General features: G+C 40.7%; 17 protein-coding genes and 2 pseudogenes. 6 read left to right on the top strand and 13 right to left on the bottom strand.

Translation table 11 applies throughout. The features are described from left to right. Positions 1-25 precede the first annotated feature (25 nt). Together FK178_RS10925 and FK178_RS10920 are read right to left on the bottom strand one after the other, a co-directional pair. On the bottom strand, positions 26-967 hold the full coding sequence (locus tag FK178_RS10925; protein ID WP_146834839.1) for a GYDIA family GHMP kinase: 942 nt from the start codon (positions 965-967) through the stop codon (positions 26-28). Next, on the bottom strand, positions 964-2,280 hold the full coding sequence (locus FK178_RS10920; RefSeq protein WP_146834836.1) for a hydroxymethylglutaryl-CoA reductase, degradative: 1,317 nt from the start codon (positions 2,278-2,280) through the stop codon (positions 964-966). Before FK178_RS10920 ends, FK178_RS10925 begins: the two co-directional genes overlap by 4 nt. A gap of 199 nt (positions 2,281-2,479) precedes the next feature. On the opposite strand from FK178_RS10920, the gene FK178_RS10915 reads away from it, so the two are divergent. The 4 genes from FK178_RS10915 to FK178_RS10900 all read left to right on the top strand — a co-directional run bounded on the left by FK178_RS10915 (position 2,480) and on the right by FK178_RS10900 (position 8,700). Next, a complete protein-coding gene (locus FK178_RS10915) occupies positions 2,480-4,651 on the top strand; it encodes a S9 family peptidase (protein WP_146834833.1) in 2,172 nt (723 codons plus the stop codon). Positions 4,652-4,677: 26 nt separating this feature from the next. Then, complete coding sequence (locus FK178_RS10910) at positions 4,678-6,279, top strand: peptide MFS transporter (protein ID WP_146834831.1); 1,602 nt, start codon at positions 4,678-4,680, stop codon at positions 6,277-6,279. Further along, entirely contained in the window at positions 6,257-8,005 is a 1,749-nt protein-coding gene (locus FK178_RS10905; RefSeq protein ID WP_146834828.1) for a peptide MFS transporter, read from the top strand. Before FK178_RS10910 ends, FK178_RS10905 begins: the two co-directional genes overlap by 23 nt. 152 nt (positions 8,006-8,157) lie before the next feature. Continuing rightward, positions 8,158-8,700 (top strand): thioredoxin family protein, encoded by a 543-nt coding sequence (locus FK178_RS10900; RefSeq protein WP_146834825.1) that lies wholly within the window; start codon positions 8,158-8,160, stop codon positions 8,698-8,700. Between the two features lie 3 nt (positions 8,701-8,703). Here the strand turns inward: FK178_RS10900 and FK178_RS10895 are convergent, their stop codons facing one another. From FK178_RS10895 to surE, 5 genes are all read right to left on the bottom strand, one after another. After that, positions 8,704-10,674, bottom strand: coding sequence for a ComEC/Rec2 family competence protein (locus FK178_RS10895; RefSeq protein ID WP_146834822.1), 1,971 nt, complete (start codon positions 10,672-10,674; stop codon positions 8,704-8,706). A gap of 191 nt (positions 10,675-10,865) precedes the next feature. Further along, complete coding sequence (locus FK178_RS10890; protein ID WP_240793820.1) at positions 10,866-11,378, bottom strand: C40 family peptidase; 513 nt, start codon at positions 11,376-11,378, stop codon at positions 10,866-10,868. A gap of 6 nt (positions 11,379-11,384) precedes the next feature. After that, the gene (lpxB, locus tag FK178_RS10885) at positions 11,385-12,500 is read right to left on the bottom strand and encodes a lipid-A-disaccharide synthase (RefSeq protein ID WP_146834819.1); all 1,116 of its coding nucleotides are present in this window, start codon (positions 12,498-12,500) and stop codon (positions 11,385-11,387) included. A gap of 7 nt (positions 12,501-12,507) precedes the next feature. Further along, positions 12,508-12,789, bottom strand: coding sequence for a hypothetical protein (locus FK178_RS10880; RefSeq protein ID WP_146834816.1), 282 nt, complete (start codon positions 12,787-12,789; stop codon positions 12,508-12,510). Next, the gene (gene surE / locus FK178_RS10875) at positions 12,782-13,564 is read right to left on the bottom strand and encodes a 5'/3'-nucleotidase SurE (protein ID WP_146834813.1); all 783 of its coding nucleotides are present in this window, start codon (positions 13,562-13,564) and stop codon (positions 12,782-12,784) included. Before surE ends, FK178_RS10880 begins: the two co-directional genes overlap by 8 nt. A 148-nt stretch (positions 13,565-13,712) precedes the next feature. Here surE and FK178_RS10870 point away from each other — a divergent pair. Beyond that, positions 13,713-15,925: pseudogene (locus FK178_RS10870) on the top strand (carboxy terminal-processing peptidase). 242 nt (positions 15,926-16,167) lie between these two features. Here the strand turns inward: FK178_RS10870 and rodA are convergent. The 6 genes and pseudogenes from rodA to purH all read right to left on the bottom strand — a co-directional run bounded on the left by rodA (position 16,168) and on the right by purH (position 23,209). Then, positions 16,168-17,418 carry a rod shape-determining protein RodA gene (gene rodA / locus FK178_RS10865; protein ID WP_146834810.1) on the bottom strand — a complete coding sequence of 417 codons (1,251 nt, stop codon included), beginning with the start codon at positions 17,416-17,418 and terminating at the stop codon, positions 16,168-16,170. Next, a complete protein-coding gene (gene mrdA / locus FK178_RS10860; protein ID WP_146834807.1) occupies positions 17,418-19,286 on the bottom strand; it encodes a penicillin-binding protein 2 in 1,869 nt (622 codons plus the stop codon). The genes rodA and mrdA overlap by 1 nt, the downstream gene beginning before the upstream one ends. Beyond that, positions 19,283-19,788: pseudogene (locus FK178_RS10855) on the bottom strand (rod shape-determining protein MreD). Before FK178_RS10855 ends, mrdA begins: the two are co-directional and overlap by 4 nt. Beyond that, the gene (mreC, locus tag FK178_RS10850; protein WP_146834804.1) at positions 19,781-20,602 is read right to left on the bottom strand and encodes a rod shape-determining protein MreC; all 822 of its coding nucleotides are present in this window, start codon (positions 20,600-20,602) and stop codon (positions 19,781-19,783) included. Before mreC ends, FK178_RS10855 begins: the two are co-directional and overlap by 8 nt. A gap of 15 nt (positions 20,603-20,617) precedes the next feature. After that, complete coding sequence (locus FK178_RS10845; RefSeq protein WP_146834801.1) at positions 20,618-21,646, bottom strand: rod shape-determining protein; 1,029 nt, start codon at positions 21,644-21,646, stop codon at positions 20,618-20,620. Between the two features lie 36 nt (positions 21,647-21,682). Further along, positions 21,683-23,209 (bottom strand): bifunctional phosphoribosylaminoimidazolecarboxamide formyltransferase/IMP cyclohydrolase, encoded by a 1,527-nt coding sequence (gene purH / locus FK178_RS10840; protein ID WP_146834798.1) that lies wholly within the window; start codon positions 23,207-23,209, stop codon positions 21,683-21,685. A 142-nt stretch (positions 23,210-23,351) separates the two neighbouring features. On the opposite strand from purH, the gene FK178_RS10835 reads away from it, so the two are divergent. Beyond that, positions 23,352-24,605, top strand: coding sequence for an ABC transporter permease (locus FK178_RS10835; protein WP_146834795.1), 1,254 nt, complete (start codon positions 23,352-23,354; stop codon positions 24,603-24,605). Positions 24,606-24,761: the final 156 nt, after the last annotated feature.

Raw genomic sequence — 24,761 nt, 5'->3', positions numbered from 1 at the left:
TTCAAAACTTGTGAGGTCTTTTTATTTAAACCTGTGGGGTTTTATTTTTCACCATTTCCTCATAGGAAACAATGGTAGTATAACCTTTCTCCCGGAAATAATCCATTTCATCCTGTCCTCCCGTCGCCAAAATAAAATCCCCGCCCCAGCCGCCCAGGCTTTTAATAGCCCCGGGAAAATCGGGGAATTGGGTGGATTTGACTTTTGGGGTATTGATCAATTTAGAGATAAGTGTTTCGTGAATTTCAATAAGCAATGCGAACTCTTCAATATTGTTGCAGCTAATAAAACTATCAGTTAAGGCTGAGATCCGGGCTACGGTATCATTAACTCTTGCGGTAGACTGTGCCTTATAATGGGCTATTGATGCCCGGCTGTTCTGCTTTCGGTTTAGGTGGACAAAAAATAATTGATCCTTAAAAGAAGGATCAAAATTTGAGATAAGTACGCTTTGCTTTTCTTTTGTTAACTGAAATGTGATGGGCTCTTCATTTTGGGCTGCCGCAATATCATAACCGCTGCCTCCAAAAGTGTTTTTCAGCAATTCATAGGGATCTATCCTGAACCATTGTGCAACATTATTTATAAAGGTAGAAGAACTTCCAAGGCCCCAGTTTTGCGGAAACTCCAGCTTTGTTGTGACATTCAACCCCGATTGGGAATTTAGTACTTCAGAATTCAATTTAAGAGCTTCAGTAAGCACCTGCAGCAATCTGCTTTCCGGTTCTGTGGGATGTGTGTTCCCTTCAGCAAATATTAGTTCGCCGCCCTTTAAGATCAGCGAGGTTTTAAACCATTCATTTCCCTTGTGGTCCAGAGCGGTCCAGTGAATTTTATTATCATGGTTCGCTTCAATTTCCAGAGATTGACCAAATCTTGAAGGTATCGCCAGCGCCATTGCCCCATCCAGAACCACATATTCGCCGGTGATCAATAACTTCCCATGGCTGTAAAATTTCCCGGTCATCTTCTTATTTTCTCTAATTGGTCTTCTACGCTGCTGTGGGTAACTGTATGTTTCTTGAAATAGTGGATAAGCTCCTTCTTTTCTTCAGGAGTTGCATTGTACTGATTCAAAATATTCATCAAATGCATTTTCATATGTCCCTGTTGGATTCCTGTGGTAACCAGGGATTTTATAGCCGCAAAGTTTTGGGCAAGGCCTGCCACCGCTATTATTTCCATTAATTCCCTTGCTGAAGGTTTCTGAAGTATCTCCAGGGCCACCTTTACAAGCGGGTGAAGATTGGTAAGGCCTCCCACGGTACCCACCGCAAGGGGAATTTCCATCCAGAACTTAAAGATCCCATCCTCTACACTTGCATGAGTTAGGCTGGTATATCTCCCGTCCTTTGAAGCGTAGGCATGGATCCCGGCTTCTACCGCCCTGAAATCGTTTCCTGTGGCAAGCACCACAGCATCTATCCCGTTCATGATCCCTTTATTATGGGTTACTGCACGATAAGGCTCAATTTCAGCAATTTTAAGGGCGGTTAAAAATTTATTGGCAAAGAGTGTGGCGTCACGGTTTTTCTCGTCTTCAAGGTCCTTCACAGGACAGGAAACTTCTGCCCGTACGATACATTCCGGAACAAAATTGGAAAGTATGCTCATGATCACTTCCGGTTCGGTACCACTGTCCGAAAACTTCTCATTATGCGAGGCTGAATCCTTAAATATCTCAGCAAATTTTTCAAGACAGGAGTTTATAAAATTGGCTCCCATGGAATCTTTGGTCTCAAATTTACAGTGAAGCTGATAGTAGCCTTCCATAAGATGGGTCCTGTTACGCAATTCTATATCCAACACCCCGCCACCGCGTTTTTCCATATTTCGGGTTATACCCGAAACACCTTCCAGCAATTGTGGCTTTATTTCAGCAAAAAATTCCTGTAAAAGGCTGTCATTCCCTTTAAATATAAAATGAACCTGTCCTATTTTGGTAGTATTGATCACGGTTGCCTTGAAACCGCCCCGGGTCTTCCAGAATTTTGCGGCCTTGCTTGCCGCTGCTATCACCGAACTTTCTTCAATTGCCATAGGAATGGCAAATAATTTCCCATTGATCTCAAAGTTTGGAGCTATTCCAAAGGGTAAATAAAAATTGCTTAGCGTATTCTCTGTAAACTCCTCGTGCAATTGCTGCAAGCCGGAATCTGGATGCCAGTACTGGCGTAAAACTGCTTCGCTTTGAGGAGAATTTTTAAGGTAGGTGTTTGACAACCAGGCTATTTTTTCTTCTTTGCTCAATTTGGAAAAACCGCTTACAGGTGTGATCATTCTGGGGAATTTTAAGAGTTCAAAGATACAATTAACGCTGTTATTCCCATACGCAAAGAAGGTATTAAGGGAGAAAATCCCATTTAACTCAACTTGAGCCAAAAAAGCTTTAACAAAATGTTAGGATTTAACACTCAAAAACGCCGTTTTTTGCCGATTTTTTAGTAAACTTGGCCTACAAAATTATTTTCTACATTTTATGAAGTTATTCAAAACTGTACTTATCCTTTTTTGGGTAGGAACTGCAGCGGTTTTTGCCCAGGACAAGAAGATTACACTTGAAGAGATCTATAATGGCACCTTTAGCCAGCAAAGAATGGAATCCCTTCGTTCCATGAACAATGGAACAGAATATATCATTCTAAACCAGGACCGCCGGGCGGGATCCAGCAGCATAGATGTATATGATTATAAAACAGGTGAAAAGAAAAGAAGTTTGCTAAACAGTGCCAATCTTGAGGAAATCTCAAGATTCCAGGGCTACAAGTTAAGTGACAATGAAAATAAGATCCTGTTGGGTTCCCAGGTGGAACAGATCTTTCGCAGGTCTTCCCGCGGGATCTATTTTGTATATGATGTAGCCACGGGAACCCTTACCAAAGTAAGCCAAAATATGATCCAGGAGCCTACTTTTTCTCCTGATGCTTCCAGGATGGCATATGTATTTGAGAATAACATCTATATAAAAGACCTTTCTTCCGGCGAGGAGATCCAGGTTACCACAGATGGGAAAAAGAATGAGATCATCAACGGGGTGACAGATTGGGTGTATGAGGAGGAATTCTCATTTGTGCGTGCTTTCGACTGGAATGCAAGTGGAGATCATCTGGCTTTCTTGAGATTTGATGAAGTTGACGTGCCTGAATTTTCAATGGATATGTATGGAGCAGATCTATACCCCGGCGCCTCAACTTTTAAATATCCAAAAGCCGGGGAAAAGAACGCTGAAGTTTCCCTGCATCTATATCATTTAAATGAAAAGTCCACCAATGAGGTGAACCTTGGAGATTATGAGGATTTTTACATTCCCCGAATTAAATGGACAAGTGATCCCAACCTTTTAAGTGTTCAGGTGCTTAACCGCCATCAAAATAATCTTGACCTGTTCTTTGTAAATTCGGCCAATAATGAGGTAAAGCTTATTTTGAACGAAAAAGACAAGGCTTATGTAGATGTTACAGATAACCTCACATTTTTAAAGAATAACAGTTTTATCTGGACCAGCGAGCAGGATGGGAATAATCACATTTATCATTATGACAAATCCGGAAAATTAAAGAACCAGGTTACCAAAGGGAATTGGGAAGTGACCAATTATTATGGGTTTGATCCTAAATCCAATACAATTTTTTATCAAAGTACAGAAAATGGCAGTGTAAACCGTGATGTTTACTCCATTAAACCAAACGGAAATTCTAAAAAACGCCTCACGCAAAAAACAGGTATGAACAGTGCCGATTTTAGCGCAGATTTTACCTACTTCATCAATAGCTTCACCAATACCACCACCCCTTACGAGTTTACCTTGCATGATGCCAAAACCGGAAAGCTGGTTCGCAAAATAAAGGACAATCAGGAGTTGGTTAAAAAATCACAGGCCTACAATTTCGCGCCAAAAGTTCTCACTACTATCAAAGTGAACGGGAACGATTTAAATATGTGGATGATAAAACCGGTAGATTTTGATGAAAATAAAAAGTATCCCTTATTAATGTTCCAGTATTCCGGGCCCGGGTCACAATCTGTTTCCAACTCTTATTTTGGGAGCAATGATTACTGGTACCAGTTACTGGCAAATGAAGGCTACATAGTTGCGACGGTTGATGGTCGCGGAACTGGTTATAAAGGGGCAGAATTTAAAAAGGTGACCCAGAATGAACTTGGAAAATATGAATTGGAAGATCAAATAGACGCTGCAAAACTTCTAGGTTCCTATGATTATATTGATGAATCCAGAATAGGAATTTGGGGTTGGAGTTACGGCGGTTTCATGGCAGCCAATGCCATAATGAAAGGGAATGATGTTTTCTCTATGGCAATTTCAGTAGCGCCGGTAACCAGCTGGAGGTTCTATGATACCATTTATACGGAAAGATATATGACCACTCCGCAGGAAAACCCCACTGGTTATGACGAAAATTCGCCTATTAATCACGTAGATAAATTAAAAGGTGATTTTCTACTTGTTCACGGCAGCGCAGATGATAATGTTCACGTTCAAAACACAATGAGGCTTATTGAAGCGCTGGTACAGGCAAATAAACAATTTGACTGGGCTATCTATCCAGATAAGAACCATGGCATTTATGGCGGGAATACCAGATTGCACCTTTATACCAAAATGACCAATTTTATCAAAGAAAAACTATAATAACAAACCCTAACAACTTTTAATAAATGGCAAATACTGCACCCCCCGTTGATCAAAAAGAATTATTCGGGCATCCCGTAGGATTATTTATTTTATTCTTTACTGAAATGTGGGAACGTTTTTCCTACTATGGTATGCGCGCCATCCTTGTGCTTTACCTTGTGAGCGCGACTACTGAAGGTAATGCCGGACTTGGCTGGACTTCAGCTGAAGCCCTGGTGCTATATGGATGGTACACCATGCTTGTGTATGTTGTTTCCATTCCCGGAGGGATCCTTGCAGATAAGGTCTTCGGGCAGAAAAAGGCAGTTCTTATTGGAGGGATAATTTTGGTAATAGGCCATGGTATCCTGGCAGTAGAAGAAATGTGGGCTTTTTATTCCGGTTTGGGATTAATTATAGCCGGGGTGGGTCTATTAAAGCCTAACATTTCCACCATGGTGGGAGGATTATACCGCGAAGGTGATATAAGAAGAGATAAAGGTTTTACCATTTTTTACATAGGGATAAACCTGGGAGCTTTCCTTTCCAGTATTATAGTTGGAACCGTAGGGGAAGTATATGGCTGGCATTACGGGTTTGGACTTGCCGGAATCGCCATGGCTTTTGGATTAATGGTGTACCTGTGGGGTCAAAAATATCTTACAAATGTAGGAAACCTGCTTTCAAAAGTAGAACGTGATGAAGGAGCCTCCTTAGGCAGTCTTTTCACAGATCTGTTCAGGTCTCCAAAACAACTTGTCATTACAGTAATACTATTTGCCGGTTCTCTTTGGGGAATGTACGCAATGGGTATTGCATATGGATTGCTCTTTATTTTCCTAACCCTTGTTGTAGCAATGATGATGATGGTGTACAAAGATCTTACCAGCCAGGTGATGAAAGACAGGTATGTGGTAATGTTGCTTTCCTTTATCCTGGTGATCGTATTCTGGGGGGCATTTGAACAGGCCGGTGGCCTTATGAACATCTATGCGATGGAAAAAACGGACAGGATGATCCCTTTCAATCTTCCGTTTGGAATAGGAGCTGAAGTTCCTGCCTCCTGGTTCCAGTCACTAAATGCAATGTTTATTATAATATTCGGAGTTTTGGTAGCCAATTTCTGGGCTAAGAGAAAATTGAAAAATAAAGAGGCTTCTTCCATTTTTAAAATGGCAACCGGGGTTATTATTATGGGTCTTGGGTTTGTATTCATGGTGTTTGCAGCTATGGAGTTTGAAGCTCAGGGAGCTTCTGCTATGTACTGGCTGGTACTTGCCTACCTATTACATACTATAGGGGAATTATGCTCATCACCGGTAGCGCTTTCTTTCATTACAAAACTTTCGCCGGTTAAATATGCTTCATTAATGATGGGAGTTTATTTTGCAGCTACAGGCCTTGGAAACAAGGTGGCAGGAACCCTTGGAGCCTTTGCTTCAGAAGCGGGAGATATCGCGATCTTTCTTGGGATCACCATTTTCACGGTGACTTTTGCAGGAATTGTATTGCTTATGCTGAAGCCTTTAAAGAGACTTACGCATGGGGCAGAGGATAATGAAAGAGAATTGCCACAGCAGGAAAAATTTGAACTTGGTGATGAAGATTTAATTGTTGAGAAAGATGGCCGCAACCGCAGAAACTAACAACGATTTCTTCAAATCGAATGTAATAGGACACCCGGCAGGGTTATTCGTTCTGTTTTTTACCGAAATGTGGGAGCGTTTCTCCTACTATGGAATGCGTGCGCTCCTTGTACTTTTCCTTACTTCGTCTTTATTTGATGAAGGTTGGGCCTGGCCAAGGGAGCAGGCACTGGCATTATACGGTACTTATACCTCCCTGGTATATCTTACCCCTATTCTTGGAGGTTATATTGCCGACAGATATATGGGTTACAGGAATGCCGTTGTTCTGGGAGCATTTATTATGACCATAGGTCATGCCTGTATGGCACTGGACACACCATTTGCGCTGTACCTTGGTTTGTTTTTCCTGGTTGCGGGTAATGGATTTTTTAAACCCAATATGACTTCAATTATCTCTCACCTGTATGTGAACCATCCTGAGAAAAAGGATGGAGCTTACACCATATTTTATATGGGGGTAAACGCAGGTGCATTTTTAGGGATCCTTCTTTGCGGGTATGTAGGAGAACAAATAGGCTGGCACTGGGGCTTTGGTCTCGCCGGTATCTTTATGTTTTTTGGAATGCTTCAGTTCTATTTTGCCCAGAATATATTTGGCGAGGTTGGAAAGAAGCCCTTAAAGGAAAATAAGGAAGTTGTATTCGAAGATAAAAATGACAAGCTTAACCCTTTTACGGTTATAGATAAGATCCTTATTGTAGTGAGTTCAGTTATAGGTTTGGTTTGGATCATAAACGATCCAATGTCCAAAATTGGAAATACCAATATCCTGGACTTTAGTGTTGCAGGAATGGACGGATCAAATTTTATGATCCTCTTTGCACTTATCCTTTTTATATTCTTACTGGTAACCCGTATCCTGAGATATTCGGAGGTGGTGCGCGATAAAATGATCGCGATCTCCATTTTTGCATTCTTTACAGTGTTCTTTTGGGCAGCATTTGAACAGGCGGGAGGTTCCATGACAATTTTTGCTGCAGATTATACAGACAGGGTTCTCGCTGGTAACTCTGCCAATATCTTTAGGGTAGTAAACACTCTTATTACCATTATTCCTCTGGCTATAATTACCTGGGTGTTACATAAATTGTTTCAGCAAACCTTTAAAAATTACGCCTTATCGAATATTTTCCTGGGAATAAGTTTCGTGATAGTTTGGGTAATTGTAGGGTTTATGCTTTATAACCAGTATTTACAGGAAAATCCTGAAGTGCCTGCTTCGTGGTTCAGCGTTTTGAACTCCTTGTTTATTATAATCTTTGCCCCTTTATTTTCCAAATTATGGGAGAGTAAGTACAATCCCTCGGTTGCTGTGAAATACGGGATGGGTCTTATCCTCTTGGGAGCAGGGTTTTTATCCCTTGCCTATGGTGCATCGGGTATCCCAACGGGGGCCAAAGTTGCTGCCGTAAGTATGATCTGGCTGGTTTTTGCCTATCTCTTTCATACTCTGGGAGAGCTATGTCTCTCACCGGTAGGACTCTCTTACCTTAGTAAACTGGTGCCCGGAAGGATGATCGCGTTTATGTTCGGGATCTGGTACCTGGCAATTGCAATAGGAAATAAACTTGCAGGAACTACCGGTGGAATGATAGATTCTATTACCGAAGAACATTCCCTGTCATTTTTCTTTATGCTTTTCTTCTTTATCCCTGCAGGGGCCGGAGTGCTCATAATTTTAATGAGGCCACTGTTAAGAAGGTTAATGCATGGAATTCATTAGGTTATTTTTTCAAAAAATAAAAAAGCTTTATTAATTTTGAAGAATTTGTTAATCGGAATGGTATTTGGAACAGGCATTTTGGAACGATAAAAGTGATAGTGGTTTAAGGCTATAAGCGGTCTTTAATCACGATCTCTGAAAAAATTGAACATATGAAATTAATAATTACCTCTCTTATTTTGTTACTGTCTTTCCAGGTCTCGCAGGCCCAGGAAATAAAATGGATGAGCATGAACGAAGCTTTGGAGGCGCAAAAGAAAAAGCCAAAGAAGATATTTATGGACGCATATACTACCTGGTGCGGGCCCTGTAAATTGCTTGATAAGAATACGTTTACCAATAAGGATGTGATCAATTATATAAATACACATTTTTATGCCGTAAAATTCAATGCCGAAGGAACAGAGGAAATAACCTATAAGGATTTTAAGTATACCAATCCTAACTTTGACCCTGCCCGCAAAGGACGTAATAGTCAGCATTTCTTTGCAAATGCCCTGAAGATCACAGGTTACCCAAGCCTTGTATTCTTTGATGAACAATCTAATGTCATCGCTCCCATTATGGGTTACAGGACCCCTAAGCAACTGGAGATCTATTTAAAGATGATCGCAAAAGATGATTACAAAACCCTTACTTCTACAGAAGCCTGGCAGAAATATGAAAAGAATTTTAAAGGCACTTTTAAAGATTAAGTGTTAATTATTTTCAGGTGCAACTCCTGATGAATTAATTATAAAAGCTCCCTTTTCAGCAGTCGCATGAAAAGGGATTTTTTTCTTTAAGGCTGTGGCTTTCCATCGTGCTAATACAGAAGGATAGTTGCTGCCATCGGCGATGATCATCTTTGGTTTACTTTGTTGCAAAACCCTCTCTAAATTAATGCGGGGAGAATTTGTAAGCAGTAAAAGATCTGGTTGCAACCCGGGAATTTCGGCAACTCCTGAACTATCTATTCGAAGCAAGATCTTCCCTTCGGTTTGGAATATATCCCCGGATGGGTATTGCTGTATGCTGCTAATATTCTGCCCGGTTACATAATCTTTTATAAAGCTGTAGGATAGGGGAGGTTCTTCCAGGTCATGCGTGAGTTTCAGGCTGCGTCCTTCTTTAAAAGCAATTACCGTATTTCGGCTCTTATGAAACACCAGGGTTTCTTTTCCCTCATCGCGAAAACGCTCGTAAAAAAGAGAAGCCTGAAATACTATGATCGCCAAAAGGAAATACATCATATTCCTATACCTGAAATCCTTCAGCAGAAGAATGAACCCTATTACGATCAGGTATGCGGTGAGACACAGCACAAGAGAGAACCCAATATTTTCGAAAATGAATTCTTCCCGGGAGGCGGCCCAGCTTACAAAATTGTTGAGGCTGGAAATAATATAGCCAAAACCTTCTGCCAGAATTTCCGGCAGAAGCTCAAATAAAGATAACAGCATCACAAGGATCCCCAGGCCCAGGATGATCCCCAGAAATGGAAGGATCACCAAATTGGAAATAAAAAAGAGTCCGGGGAATTGATGAAAATAGAATAAACTAAGAGGTAAGACCCCAATTTGTGCAGCAATGGTTACGCTAAGGATTCCCCAGAAATATTTAATTATTCGGGAGTTTCCCTTATACAGGCCATATAGGTGAGGTTGAATTAACACAATACTGAAAACTGCGGCATAACTAAGCTGAAACCCTACCTGTAAGATGTAAAAGGGATTGATTAGCAAAAGCACCAGAAGCGACATAAAAAGAGTGTTTAAAACGCTTGTGCGTCTCTGCAGTTGCATTCCTATTGCAACAAAGGAAAACATACTTACCGCTCTTACAACAGATGGGGAAAGCCCGGCCATAATTGCAAAACCCCATAACAGAACCAGGAGTAAAAGTGTTTTTAAAAATCGGCCATACTGGAGGCGTTCCAAGGGTTTAAATAACCTGTGCAGAATGATTAAAATAATACCTACATGCAGGCCAGAAACTGCGAGGATGTGAATTACCCCTGCGGCAGCGTAATTGCTATAGATCTCCTGGGATATTTCCTGTCGCTGGCCGAGTAACAGTGCCTGGATAATTGCCAGTTCTTCCTGTTTAAAATCTTTTTCCCGCAGGCCGGAGATAATTTGATCTCTTAAATTCCCTGCGAGGGCCCGAATGTTCCGGCCTTCTTTTTTAAGAAAGATCACTTCATTTCCACTTGCATTCACCTGCCGGTAAACCCCCAGGTTTTCCATATACTGCCTGTAATTGAACTGATAAGGATTTAAGGGGGTGTTTATGTTCGTGATCGTGGAGCCTATGGCGATCCTGTCCCCAATTTTATAGTGTTGCGGCAAGGAATCCCGGGAGATATTTAACAGGATTTTTCCGGAAACCGGTTCCCCATTGAGGTCTCGCGCCCTTACAATATATTTATCCTGATATGCGCCCGGTTTTAAAATTTCTACCACTTCCCCTATAAGTATGCCCGGCTTTGCACTTTGGACATAAAGATGATTAACATAATGGAGAGGAATATTTTGCGGCAGTCGCAGGGAGACTGAAAAAATACCAATGAATATAAAACTTAAAATTACAATTACCCCAAAGAGGCCATCCTGTAAGAAAAGTTTCTTTGACCTTATATAGCTTATAATAAAGAGCAAAAAGATAAGCGCTCCCCATGGCCAAAGCACAGTGGCCGGAAGTTTAAAATAGAAACCCAGGATTATCCCCAGTATTAAGCTGAGGGATAATTTAATAACTGTAAAATTGAGCAATTTAACCCCTTGATTGTTAGACCAATCAAGATAACAAAATATTTAGATCAATCTGCGGGCCATCACAAAATGATCCCACCAGTAGTTATCTGCCAAGGAAGAAATGATCACCCCCGGGAAGTAGAGGAATGTATAAAAAAGATATGACCCGGTTGTATTTCTACTACTAAACCTACGTGATTTATTACTTTTTTGTTCTTGTTGGTCTCAAAAAACAGCAGGTCTCCTATATTCACTTCTTCGAGCGAAAGCCTGTCCCCTTTAAGGGCCATGTCTCTGGATGAGCGGGGAAGAGGAATATTTTCCTGTAAAAATGATGTGTACACCAGTCCCGAACAATCCATCCCTGAGCGGGTAGTGCCTCCAAATTTATAGGGAGTGCCTTCGTGGTCACGGGCAAAGGAAGTGATGTTGTAAACGCGTCTATCTTCGGGTTCGGCATCTGCCGGTGCTGTATTGATAAGAATTTGTGGGGGTCCTGCCTTTATGGGTTTTTGCGTGGCAGTTTTTTCAGGAGAGATCACATTTTCTGCAGCAGTGGTTTTTCGGGAAGATCCGCAAGAGGTTAGGATCAATGCAAATAATAACATCCCGGCAATTCGATAAACGATGTTCTTCATTAAAAATTAGTTTTTTATTGTTTCCAAAATTAGTTTGGCGGTCTTTTCACTGGCACCCTGCCCGCCAAGTTTCTTTTCTAACTCGTAATAACCATTAAATATTGTATCCCGGTGGTGAGGTTCCAGGATCTTTTTTAATTCTTTCCTAAGTGTTTTAGTATTGAAATCTTTCTGGATAAGTTCCTTAACTACTTCTTTTTCCATTATAAGATTCACGAGCGAAATATAGTCCAAATTTATAATTCGTTTTGCAATTTGATATGAAATATTGCTTCCTTTATAACAAACTACTTCCGGGACTTTAAATAGCGCGGTCTCCAGCGTGGCGGTGCCTGATGTTACCAGGGCAGCGGTGGACAGGCTTAAAACATCATAAGTGCGGTTCATAACAAGACGCACATTTTTCTTCTGAATAAAAGGAGCATAAAATTCGGGGTCCTGGCTGGGGGCACCGGCAATTACAAACTGGTATTCCCTGAAATCTTCAGTAATACTGAGCATGGTTTTCAGCATTTTGGAAATTTCCTGTTTCCGGCTGCCGGGCAGCACGGCAATTATTGGTCGGTCATCCAATCCAAACTCAGCTTTAAAGGAAGGAGCATCCACCAGTTCTTTTTGGGCTATGGCATCCAGAAGCGGATGTCCAACAAAATGCACACTGTATCCATGCTTTTTTTCGTAAAAATCCTTTTCAAAAGGAAGGATCACATACATATGGTCTATATCCCGCTTAATGGCTGCGATCCTGTTTTCCTTCCAGGCCCATATTTGCGGGGAAATATAAAAGTGCGTAGGAAAACCCTTTTGTTTTGCCCATTTGGCGATCCTTAGGTTAAAGCCGGGGTAATCTATAAAAATAAGAATATCGGGTTGGTAGGTTTCAATATCTTCCTTGCACAGCTCTATATTTTTAAGGATGGTACGCAGGTTATAGATCACCTCAATAAATCCCATAAAAGCAAGTTCGCGGTAATGTTTTACCATAGTCCCGCCCTGTTCCTGCATAAGGTCTCCACCCCAAAACCTGAATTGGGCCGCAGGATCCTGCTTTTTAAGAGCCTTCATAAGATTGGAAGCGTGAAGGTCTCCCGATGCTTCTCCTGCGATGAGATAATATTTCATAGGCTGCCTAAATAATTTTTGTTATTGCTATAACAACTGCCGTAACTACGGTAGCCAGTAAAACCCCTCTGGCGTGGTAGATTAGATTTTTCTTTAAAAATACAAAAAAGGGAAGGAAGTTAAGTGCGGCGCCAAGGGCTATTACCTTTCCCAAATAATCATTTACAAGGGCATCTTTTATGGTAGCATCAAGGCCCCGGTCTGAAAAAAGAAGGATATATAAAATGATGCCGGCCACATTGGCAGAAAGGCCGGTGATAAACCCAATAAAAACATTCCTTTTAATCATTCAGGTCCCAGCTGTTTAAATTCTGAATAAAATGATGTGCGGTAAGGTCAAATTGAACCGGCACTACAGAAACGTACCCGTTTTCCAGCGCCCATTCATCTGTATCTTCCCCATTGTCCTTATTTACAAATTTTCCTGTAAGCCAGTAATAGTACCTTCCCTGCGGATTTTGCCTCTTGTCAAATTCCTCTTCCCAGGAAGCTTTTGCCTGCCTGCAAATTTTAATTCCCTTGATCTCAGATTCTTTGAGTTTAGGCAAATTAACATTGAGCACTACCCCATCGGGCAAGCCATTTTTGATCACATTTTGAGTGATCATCTTCACAAACTTTTTACAGTGTTCAAAATTGGCAGTTAGGGAATAATCCAGCAATGAAAACCCAATAGCAGGGATTCCTTCAATACCCGCTTCAACCGCAGCACTCATAGTACCCGAATAAATAACATTTATGGAGGAATTGGAACCGTGGTTTATACCGCTTACACAAAGGTCTGGTTTGCGGTGCAGGATCTCCTGTGTGGCAATTTTTACACAATCTGCCGGAGTACCGGAACATTGATATTCTTTGTGCTTATAAGATTCTTTAATCACAACCGGGTCACAAAAAAGGGTGTCGCTTATGGTAATGGCGTGTCCCATGGCGCTTTGTGGTTTGTCCGGCGCCACGACAATCACCTCACCCAGCTCTTTCATAACTTCAATAAGAGCCCTTATACCCGGGGCTGTAATTCCATCATCATTGGTAACTAATATAAGGGGTTTTTTGGCAGGCATGTAGAAAATTTTAAGAGTTGCTAAATTAATAATTTCCAAAGTAAAGCTTATATTAGACGCTTTACAATTTATAATTGTGTTTCCTTAGTCTTGGCACAGTTTTTTATGTAATTTATTGAATACTTAATTGATGAAATTAATCCGGCTTATGAAAAGGAATTCCAAAATTTTGATCCTGGTTCTGCTTATGGCAGTGGCCTCGTGTAGCTTTACCACCAAAACTTTCAACGACCCAAATAAGGATAAACTCTTAATAGATCTAATTACCTATGTACTGGAACGCGGGCATTTTGATGCGAAAACAGTAGATGATAGTTTTTCCAGGGAAGTTTACAAGGATTATTTAGGTGCGATAGACCCTTTAAAGCGCTTCTTCTACAAAGAGGATATAGCAGAATTTGCCGCTTTTGAAGATAAGATAGATGACCAGATAAAGAATAAAGAACTTACCTTCTTTAATCTAACCCATGAGAGATTACAATTAAGGATGAAAGAAGTTAGGGAGATCTACAAAGAGATCCTGGCCGAACCTTTTGACTTTTCTGAACAGGAAGATATAAACACCAATTATGATGAGATCGATTATGTTACCTCCCGGGCTGAATTAAAAGAGCGCTGGAGAAAACAGTTGAAATTCACCACCCTTGGAAATTATTACGATAAAAAGCAGGAACAGGAAACAGGTAAAGTGGCTTCTGCGGAAGACTACTCCTTTGAAGATATTGAGAACAACCTTGAGGATGCTGAGAAAGAAACCCAAACAGAAGTTGCCGAGGTTAAAAAGGAGATGAAATCTGATGCGCAGCTGGAAAAAGAAGCAAGGGAAACTACACTGGCCTCTATGGATGAATACTTTGATTTTAGCGAAGAGCTGGAAAGAAAGGACTACTTCAGTGTCTATATAAATGCTATTGTTGAGGAATTTGACCCGCATACCTTTTATTTTGCCCCAACAGATAAGGACAGGTTTGATATTGCAATGTCCGGTAAATTGGAAGGAATTGGCGCCAGACTTCAGAAGAAAGGTGATAATGTTACCATTATGGAAGTGATATCCGGTGGACCCGCGTGGATGAGCGATCAACTTGCTGAAGGCGATGTTATCTTAAAAGTAAAACAGGAAAATGAAGAATCGGGAGTGAGCATTGTTGGAATGCGTCTGGATGATGCTGTTAATCTTATAAAAGGGCCAAAAGACTCTAAGGTTACTCTTACAGTAAGGAAAAAGCTTCTTGGAAATATAGAGGATATCACCCTAACCAGGGATGTGGTAGAACTGGAAGAAACCTACGCCAAATCGGCAAAAGTAGAAAAGAACGGAAGAGTTTTTGGATTGATAAACCTTCCCAAGTTCTATTTTAATATGGAAGATTACTCAGAGCGCAATGCGGCATCTGATGTTACTGAAGAGATCATTCGCCTGAAGAAAGAAGGAATGGAAGGCCTTGTGCTGGACCTTAGAAATAACGGTGGGGGATCCCTTAAAACCGTTGTAGATATTGCAGGTCTTTTTATCGAAAAAGGGCCAATAGTTCAGGTAAAATCAAAAGGAGCGGGACAGGAGATTCTTGAAGATAAGGATCCGAGTATTTTGTGGGATGGCCCTTTGGTTATTCTGGTAAATGAACTTTCTGCTTCAGCTTCAGAGATCCTTGCGGCTGCAATGCAGGATTATAAAAGGGCTATCATTATTGGAAGTGAGCAAACCTATGGAAAAGGTACTGTTCAAAACGTAATTGATCTTAATCAAACGGTAAGAAGTAATGAATATGGGGACCTGGGAGCACTTAAATTGACCACTCAAAAGTTCTACCGTATAAACGGCGGTTCTACCCAGCTTGAAGGTGTGAAGAGTGATGTGGTGGTTCCAGACAGGTACAGCTATATAGATATAGGGGAGAAGGATTATGAGAATCCGTTGCCCTGGGATCAGATCAAACCTGCGAAATATAAGATATGGGATGGGTATATAGATTATGAGGATGTAATTGCCAAGAGTAAAGAAAGGATGGCTGCAAGCGCACAATTAAGCCTTATTGATGAAAACGCACTTTGGGTTAAAAACCAAAGGGGGAGGAGATCTATCCTTTACAATATGAGGCTTATAACCAGCAACGCACTAAATCTCAGGAAGAGGCAAAGAAATTCAATCAAATTTCCAAGTATTCCTCAAACCTTACTTATAACTCCCTTCCTTACGAACTGGAGTTGACTCAAAAGGATACTACTTTAAAGGAAAAAAGAGTTCGATGGCATAAGAATTTGAGCAGTGATGTTTATATAGAAGAGGCTATAAATGTATTGAACGATATAAATGTGAACAATATAAAGAAAACCAAACTTGCCGATATCAGGAAATAAAGAGGTTTTTAAAACTAATGCGCTTCAGGAGCAATTGCTTCTGAAGCGTTTTTTTTATGTATTGGTTTAATAGATATCAAAAGAGTTTACTGGGAAAGTTTAAATAGCCACATCAAAACCTGCATGTGAATTTGAAGATAACACGTTATTATGAACAGAAAATACATTTATCCCGTAATCATCCTCTGCGTAGCCGCACTTTTATTGATTGCAGACCGGTGCGCTTAAACGTCGCCTGATGCTTACCAGTTGGACATTCTCTCTGCGTCCAGTTTAATAAAGATAAAGAGCATTAAGGTAAAACTCCATAGACCGGAACCCCCGTAACTAAAAAAGGGCAAGGGTATTCCTACCGTTGGAAAAATACCTATCACCATACCAATGTTGATCATAAAGTGGAGAAAGATCACCCCCACCAGACTGTACCCGTAAACCCGGTTAAATGTGGATTTTTGCCTTTCTGAAAGATAAAGGAGTCTAAGAAGGAGCAATATAAAAAGGATTACCACCAAAGAAGTGCCAAAGAAGCCCCATTCCTCTCCTACGGTACTAAAAATATAATCTGTATGCTGTTCAGGAACAAATTGTCCCTTTGTTTGAGTACCCTCTGTCCATCCTTTTCCAAACCACCCCCCACTACCTATAGCGATTTCACTCTGGTTGGTGTTATAACCAATACCCTTTGAATCTACTTCCTGGCCCAGAACAATGTTAAACCTGTCACGATGGTGTTGCTTTAGAACGTTTTCAAATACATAGGATACTGAAAGGGAAAACCCTATTGCCACTACTGCAAGGGTCAAATATTTAAGAAATGCCAGGCGTTTTCTTCGGTATTTAATAAATAGAATGAAACAAATGATCCCTACCGCTATACTTATATACGTTGCGCCAAATACCAGCGTAGTAACAAATAATAGCGCTGCAAATATTCCCAGGAGTATATAACCTATATGCAGACCTTCCCGATAAAGAGGAAAAATAAATGCGAAATAGATCATAGCGCTGCCAGGGTCGGGCTGCATTAAAATCAAAAGAATTGGTAATGCAATGATGAGGAAAGCAATGAGCTGGTGATTAAAGAGCTTCAGGTTAATGTGTATCCCACTGGCATATTTGGCTAGGGCCAGTGCTGTTGCCACCTTTACAAATTCAGCCGGCTGAATCCTTATTCCGCCGAAATCATACCAGGCGGTTTGCCCTGCTATCGTTTTTCCAAAAACAAATAATCCTGCCAGGGAAAGTAAAGCAATTGCATAAATAACACTGGAAAATCTCTGGTAGAATCTGGATTCAATTGCCAGGGTAATTATGATGAGCAGAAAACTAAAAAGAACCCAAACGGCCTGTTTTCCGTATACCTGGCTAAACTCAAAAATAGAGGATGGGTTATCGCCAAGGGATGCGGAATATATATTTACCCATCCAAATAAGACCATCAGGATGTATATCAATATTGTAATCCAATCAAAATTAACCGTGCTTTTAGACATTATTGGTTAATTCTAAAGGATTCCCCGCTGTACGGTTTCATATATTCACTTTCAAGGCTGTGTTCCAGGATCCATTTTTCCATATCGGTTCTGGTAATACTTCCTTTTAAATATTTTTCTATCATAAGTCCGGCGATCCTTCCGGCATAACGTCCACCCCAATAGCCATTCTCCACAAATACCGCAATGGCTATCTTAGGATCTTCAACTGGTGCAAAGGCAATAAAAATCGAGTGGTCTGTAAGCTGTACCCTTTTCCCGCCAATTCGCGTAAAATTCTCTGCAGTACCGGTTTTTCCCGCAATCTCTATTCCTTTTACGCCAAGCGTGGAGGCAGTTCCCGCTTTATAAACCTGGTGCATTCCTTCAATTACAGGTTCAAAATGCCGTGGTTCAACCGTTGTGATCTTTTTCACGGTAAATTCTTTATCCTTTATAGGAGTTCCATCTATTTCCTTTAATATATGTGGAGTGTAAAACCACCCTTTATTGGCTATGGTCGCTGTCATATTTGCCAGCTGAATAGGCGTCATTAAAACCTCTCCCTGTCCAATGGCATTTGATATTGTAGCGGTAGAAAACCATTTATAGGTGGGGTAATTGTAAATTTTATTATAGTAATCGGCATCGGGGATCTTTCCAGGGCGCCCGGTAGAAAGATCAGATCCCAGGTAATTACCAAGGCCAAAACTTTTTAAGTGGTTTGACCATACATTAACCCCTTCCTGGGGCGTTGGGAATTTTTCAATAATCCTTCTGTATACGTTGGCAAAATATGCATTACATGATTGAGCAATACCCGGTATCATATCCAGCGGACTTGCATGCGGGTGACACCCCATTTTACGGCCTCGCCCAAAAACGTAACCTCCACTGCAGTAGAAACGGTCATGAGTGGTAACTACCCCTTCCTGAAGTGCAATTAAGGCATTGATGGTCTTAAATGGGGAGCCCGGAGGATACTCGGCCTGTAAGCCGCGGTCATATAATGGCCTTGCTATAGTATCATAATAAAGTTCCGTAAAATTCTGGGAGCGTTTTCTTCCCACGAGTAATGCCGGGTCATAGGAGGGTGCGGTTACCAGCGAGAGGATCTCACCTGAGGATGGCTCCAGGGCAACAATACCTCCCCATTTATTTTCCATTAAAAGTTCCCCGTAAGCCTGTAGCTCGGCATCTATTGTAATGGTAAGGTCTTTCCCTTTTTTTGGAAGGGTGTCAAATATACCGTCCTTAAATGCGCCAATATCACGGTTAAACCTGTCTTTTTGAATGTACTTTACACCTTTTACGCCCCGAAGCAATTCTTCATAATAACCTTCAATTCCCTGTTTCCCTATAAGATCTCCTGAAATATAATACGGGTTATCTTCAATGGTCTTTTTGTTTACTTCAGCAATATAACCAAGAACGTTAGAGCCATTCTGTGTTTGGTAGTCTCTTAAGGATCTTTTCTGAATATAAAACCCATTATAATTCCTCATTTTTTCCTGAAAATAGGCATATTCAGATTTTGTCAACTGCGGGACAATGATCGATGGAAGTCGTGGCGAATATATTTTAGCCTTATCCAGCCTGCGGGCAATTTCTTCAGGAGAGATATTCAGCATCCGGCTAAATTCAGCCGTATCAAATGCCTTTACATTACGAGGTATCGCCATCACATCATAGGAAGGCTGGTTTGAAACGAGAAGCTTTCCGTTTCGGTCAAATATATACCCACGCTGCGGATAGTCATAAACCACCTTCACCGCATTATCTTCAGATCTTGCTACGAAGGAATCATCTAAAATCTGCAAATAGAATAACCTGCCCAGGAAGATCATTCCGGTTGTGAGAATTATAATATAAAGAAGCAGTCTTCTCAACGGCGTTTGGGTTTAAATAAGCTCAGGCTAATCAATACAAGTAAGGTGGTGAATATTCCTGAGAATAATGTTTTTTTCAAGATTAAAAATATATGGGAAAAATCAAACATTTCCAATGTAAATAGTGCAAAATGATGTATAAAAACTATGAATACAACGTATCCCACGCGGGCTCCATAAGCCGTGTTGGAGAGCTTCACCGTTTGGTAATCATAACTCACACCAAAGGAAAACCTTAATATGGCGGGCCTTATGTATGCTATAAGCACGCACGCAGCAGCATTTATCCCCCGCTGTCTTCAAAAGTATCAATTGTTATACCCAAGAGAAATGATACCAGGAGAAATAATGATTGCGGGGTGTTAAAAGGATACATTACCAGAAACACTACATACAGGTAGGGATTAATATATCCCAGGAAATTTATATTATTAAGCAACAGTACCTGCAATAAAACAAGGAGAATAAACCTAAGCGTATTTATGATTATTGTATTAGTCATTGATTGTCTCCAGGGCTTGTATTTCTTCTTTATCCTCGTTCTCAATCACATACACGTGACCAATATTTGTCATATCATTAAACAGTTTCACATAAACGGTGTAATAGCTTTCATTCTGGTCCAGGGTGAACCTTACCACATTGCCAATGGGGATTCCCTGCGGAAAAATAAGGGAGCGTCCCCCGGTAATTATGGTGTCCCCCACCTTTACCGGTGCCTGCCGTGGTACATCAATTAACTGTACGATGTTTGGATCTTTCCCATCCCATACCAGGGATCCAAAATGATTAGTTTTTTTAAGCTGGGCATTAATTTGGGAATTGCTGTTCAAGATTGAAATAACCCTTGCGTGCCGCCTGTTTACATGATCAACTATCCCCACTATACCCTGACTGGTAATAACCCCAAATTCTTTTTTTATTCCGGAATTCTCCCCTATATCCAGGGTAAGGTAATTATTGATCTTGGAATAATTGTTATTGATCACTTTGGCTGTCATGAAATTATAAACTCCATCGAGGGAAATGGAATCCAGGTTTGAAGTCAAAGCCGTGGTGTCGCGGGTATTGGCCAGAAGACTGCGCAACTGTTTGTTTTCTTCCAGTAGCCGCTGGTTATATTCATCAAGATAAAAGTAAGTTTGAATATTATTGGCCCAGTTATATATCCCGCCCGTGATCACATTGGCAGAACTTATGAATTTGCTTTTATGAAAAGAGTGGGACTGGACGGTTAAAAACAAAGAAAGGACCAGCAGCAACAGGAATAGGATGTTATTCTTATTGCGGATAAGAAAATTAAATATCTGCTGCATACGTCGGCTCTCCTACTACTTTATCAATATTCCCTTATAACGGCTAAGATTTTTTAGACATATACCTGTACCACGTACTACAGCCCTTAAAGGGTCTTCTGCAATGTAAACAGGAAGATCGGTTTTTAGGGATAAACGCTTGTCCAGCCCCCGAAGCATAGAGCCACCCCCGGCAAGATAGATTCCGGTATTATAAATATCGGCAGCAAGTTCCGGTGGAGTCTGGGAGAGGGTTTCCATCACGGCATCCTCAATTCTCAAAATAGATTTATCCAGGGCTTTCGCGATCTCACGGTAAGAAATTTGAACCTGTTTTGGTTTCCCTGTAAGAAGGTCACGACCCTGTACGCTCATTTCCTCCGGTGGGACTTCAAGATCCTCAGTGGCTGCACCAATCTGGATCTTTATTTTTTCAGCAGTGCGTTCCCCTACATACAGGTTGTGTTGGGTACGCATATAATAAACAATATCATTGGTAAAAACATCCCCGGCGATTTTGATAGACTTATCACAAACAATACCGCCAAGAGCTATTACAGCAATTTCTGTAGTTCCTCCTCCTATATCAACTATCATATTTCCTTTAGGCTGCATAATATCTACACCAATACCTATCGCCGCGGCCATTGGCTCGTGAATAAGATAGACTTCTTTCCCATTCACCCTTTCAGCACTTTCTTTTACCGCACGCATCTCAACTTCGGTGATCCCGGAAGGGATACATATTACCATTCGTAAGGCAGGGGTGAACATTTTCTTTTTCAACGCCGGAATTTCCTTGATAAACATGTTTATCATTTTTTCACTGGCATCAAAATCTGCAATTACCCCATCTTTCAACGGGCGTATGGTCTTAATGTTTTCATGGGTTTTTCCCTGCATAAGGGCAGCTTCTTTCCCTACGGCAATAATTTTCCCTGAAGTCCGGTCTCGGGCCACAATGGAGGGGCTGTCTACCACAACTTTGTCGTTGTGGATTATCAGGGTATTCGCTGTTCCTAAATCTATTGCTATTTCTTCAATGAGAAAGTCAAAAAATCCCATAGTATGTCTGTTGAGGTTAGGTAAATGTAGTAAAAATTAATGTTTAAAATGGCGTGTTCCTGTCATCACCATAGCAATATTATTATTGTTGCAATAATCAATGCTCGATTGATCTTTTATAGAACCTCCCGGCTGTATTACTGCTGTGATTCCTGCATTTCCGGCAATTTCAACACAATCTGGGAACGGGAAGAAAGCATCGCTTGCCATTACCGCACCTTTGAGGTCAAAATTAAAGGAATTTGCTTTTTCAATACTGTGGCGTAAGGCATCTACCCTTGAGGTTTGGCCGGTCCCGCTTGCAAGTAATTGTTTGTCCTTTGCTAAAACGATGGTATTTGATTTGGTGTGTTTGCAAATTTTGGATGCAAAAATCAGGTCATTTAACTCGTTGGAAACAGGTTTATTGTTAGTTGCATAGGATAAACTTTCAATTGCATCTGTCTTATTATCCCTTTCCTGTATTAAAACCCCGTTCAAACAGGTGCGTACAAGCTCGTTTGGTAATTCAACTTCTTTTTGAACCAGGATGATGCGGTTCTTTTTTTCTTTCAGAATTTCTAGAGCTTCTGTGGAATATGAAGGAGCGATGACCACTTCACAAAATAAGTTGTGGATTTCTGAAGCAGTTTCAGTATCAATTTCCACATTGCTTATCAAAACTCCGCCAAATGCCGAAATAGGATCTCCTGCCAGGGCATCTTTATAAGCTTCAGCTAAGGTGTCGCGTTGTGCAAGACCACAGGCGTTATTGTGCTTTAATATTGCAAAAGTAGGTGCCTCATTCTTAAATTCATTCATAAGATTCACCGCTGCATCTACATCGAGCAAATTGTTATAGGAAAGTTCCTTCCCGTTCAACAGGTCAAACATGGCATCAAAATCGCCATAAAATGTGCCTTTTTGGTGTGGGTTCTCGCCATACCGCAATTCCTTTCCTTCAGAATAACTTTGTTTAAAAACTTTTTCTTCACTATTAAAAAAATTGAAGATCGCGGTATCGTAATGAGAAGAAACATTAAAAGATCTTGCTGCAAATTTTTTGCGATCTTCAAGGGAAGTTTCCCCGTTTTTCTCAGTGAGCAGATTTAAAAAATCTGCATAATCATTTACAGATGAAACACAGATCACGTCTTTAAAATTTTTGGCTGCGGCACGAATTAGCGATATCCCGCCTATGTCGATCTTTTCAATAATATCTTCTTCAGAAGCACCGGAAGCCACCGTTTTTTCAAATGGATAAAGGTCTACAATCACGATGTCTATTTGCGGAATGTCATATTCTTTCATTTCTTCCCGGTCTCCGCTATGGTCTCCGCGATTTAAAATTCCGCCGAAAACCTTAGGGTGCAATGTCTTAACACGTCCTCCCAAAATTGACGGATAAGAGGTAACCTCTTCTACCGGGATAACTTTAATGCCAAGATCTTTTATAAAGGCTTCTGTACCCCCGGTGGAATAGATGGTAACACCCAGATCATTAAGTTTTTCAACGATTGGTGCCAGTCCTTCTTTGCTAAAAACCGAAATAAGAGCAGATTTTGCCGTTTTTAAATCCTTCATTATGTTGTATTTGTTAAGCTTGCAAAAGTAATTAAATCACTATAAAATCTAAAGTTATACACTTTTATTTCTTAAAATAAATGTAACGAAATCCCAATGCCGGCGTCCTATCCTTTATTCAGGCAAAACCCCGGTTTTAATTATGCTCATCTATCTAAGGCTACTAAAGGAAAGTTTCAATTTTGCAATTAATGCATTAAGAAATAACAAGTTGCGTACATTTTTGTCGTTGCTGGGTGTAACCATTGGTATTTTTTCCATTATTGCCGTGCTTGCAGCGGTAGATTCCCTGGACAAGGAAATAAAGGGGAGTTTAAGTTCCCTTGATAACAGTACCATTATTTTAATGCGTTTTTCTTTTGGTCCCACCGAAGTGCCCCGATGGAAAAGGGAGCAATTTCCAGATATGAGTTACGACGAATTTCAGTTTCTAAGCCGAAATTTACCTGATCTTGATGCTATAAGTTTCGCAATGAATGTTCCAAGGGAAACTTTAAAAGCCGGTGATAAAACGGCGACCAACGTAGATATTGCGGCTATTACAGACGGATATTATGAGATTGAAGCCCTGCAAATAGAGGACGGAAGATTCTTTAATGAAGCCGAATCTGTAAGTGGGTCCCCGGTAGTGGTGCTGGGACACGCTCTTGCAAATAATTTATTTGGTGACCTGGATCCTATTGGAAAAGAGGTTAGGTTATACGGAAGAAAATTCTCAGTTATCGGTGTTCTCAAGAAAGAAGGTGCCAATCTTTTTGGTAACTCGAAGGACGAAATAGTTTTTCTTCCGGTAAATATTGTACGGCGCATTTATGGTGATAATAATAAGGCAACATTTCCTCAAATCGTTTTAAAACCCAGGGCTGGTGTAGACAATGCGGAATTTGTTGCTGTTTTAACCCAGCAACTGCGCAACTATCGCGGACTCAAACCAGATGAAATTGATAATTTCTTTGTAAACCAGTTACAGGGTTTTGCAGACCTTATTGATAATATTACCGGCCAAATGAATTTTATAGGCCTTATTATAAGCGGATTTTCCCTTCTTGTAGGGGGCTTCGGGATTGCCAATATTATGTTTGTAAGCGTAAAGGAACGTACCAATTTGATAGGGATTCAAAAATCTCTTGGTGCAAAGAACAGGTTTATCCTGTTTCAATTCCTTTTTGAGGCGGTTATCCTGGCGGTTATTGGAGGTTTAATAGGCTTATTTCTTGTGTTTGTGATCTCACTTTTAGCGTCGCAGTTTACGGGCGATTTTGATTTTGTGCTTTCTCCCTGGAATATGTTCCTGGGAACTGCGGTTTCTGCAGTGATTGGATTGATCTCCGGGATAGTCCCGGCCATTACGGCGTCAAAATTAGATCCGGTAGAGGCTATTAGAACGGGGATGTAATTTAGTATTGAGTATTGAGTAGTGAGTATTGAGGAGTGAGTGGTAAGTAGGGATTAGGGAATAGTGGAGAATTGAGCCGGTCATATTCCGTAATATATCACTTCATATTATTGCTTCCCGATGGGCGGCAAACCTAGGCAAAAGTTTAATTTTGTT

Source organism: Antarcticibacterium arcticum, from assembly GCF_007993795.1.
Classification (GTDB): Bacteria; Bacteroidota; Bacteroidia; order Flavobacteriales; family Flavobacteriaceae; genus Gillisia; species Gillisia arctica.
The sequence above is the reverse complement of the archived record's forward strand: the minus strand, read 5'-3'. Positions and strand labels throughout refer to the sequence as shown.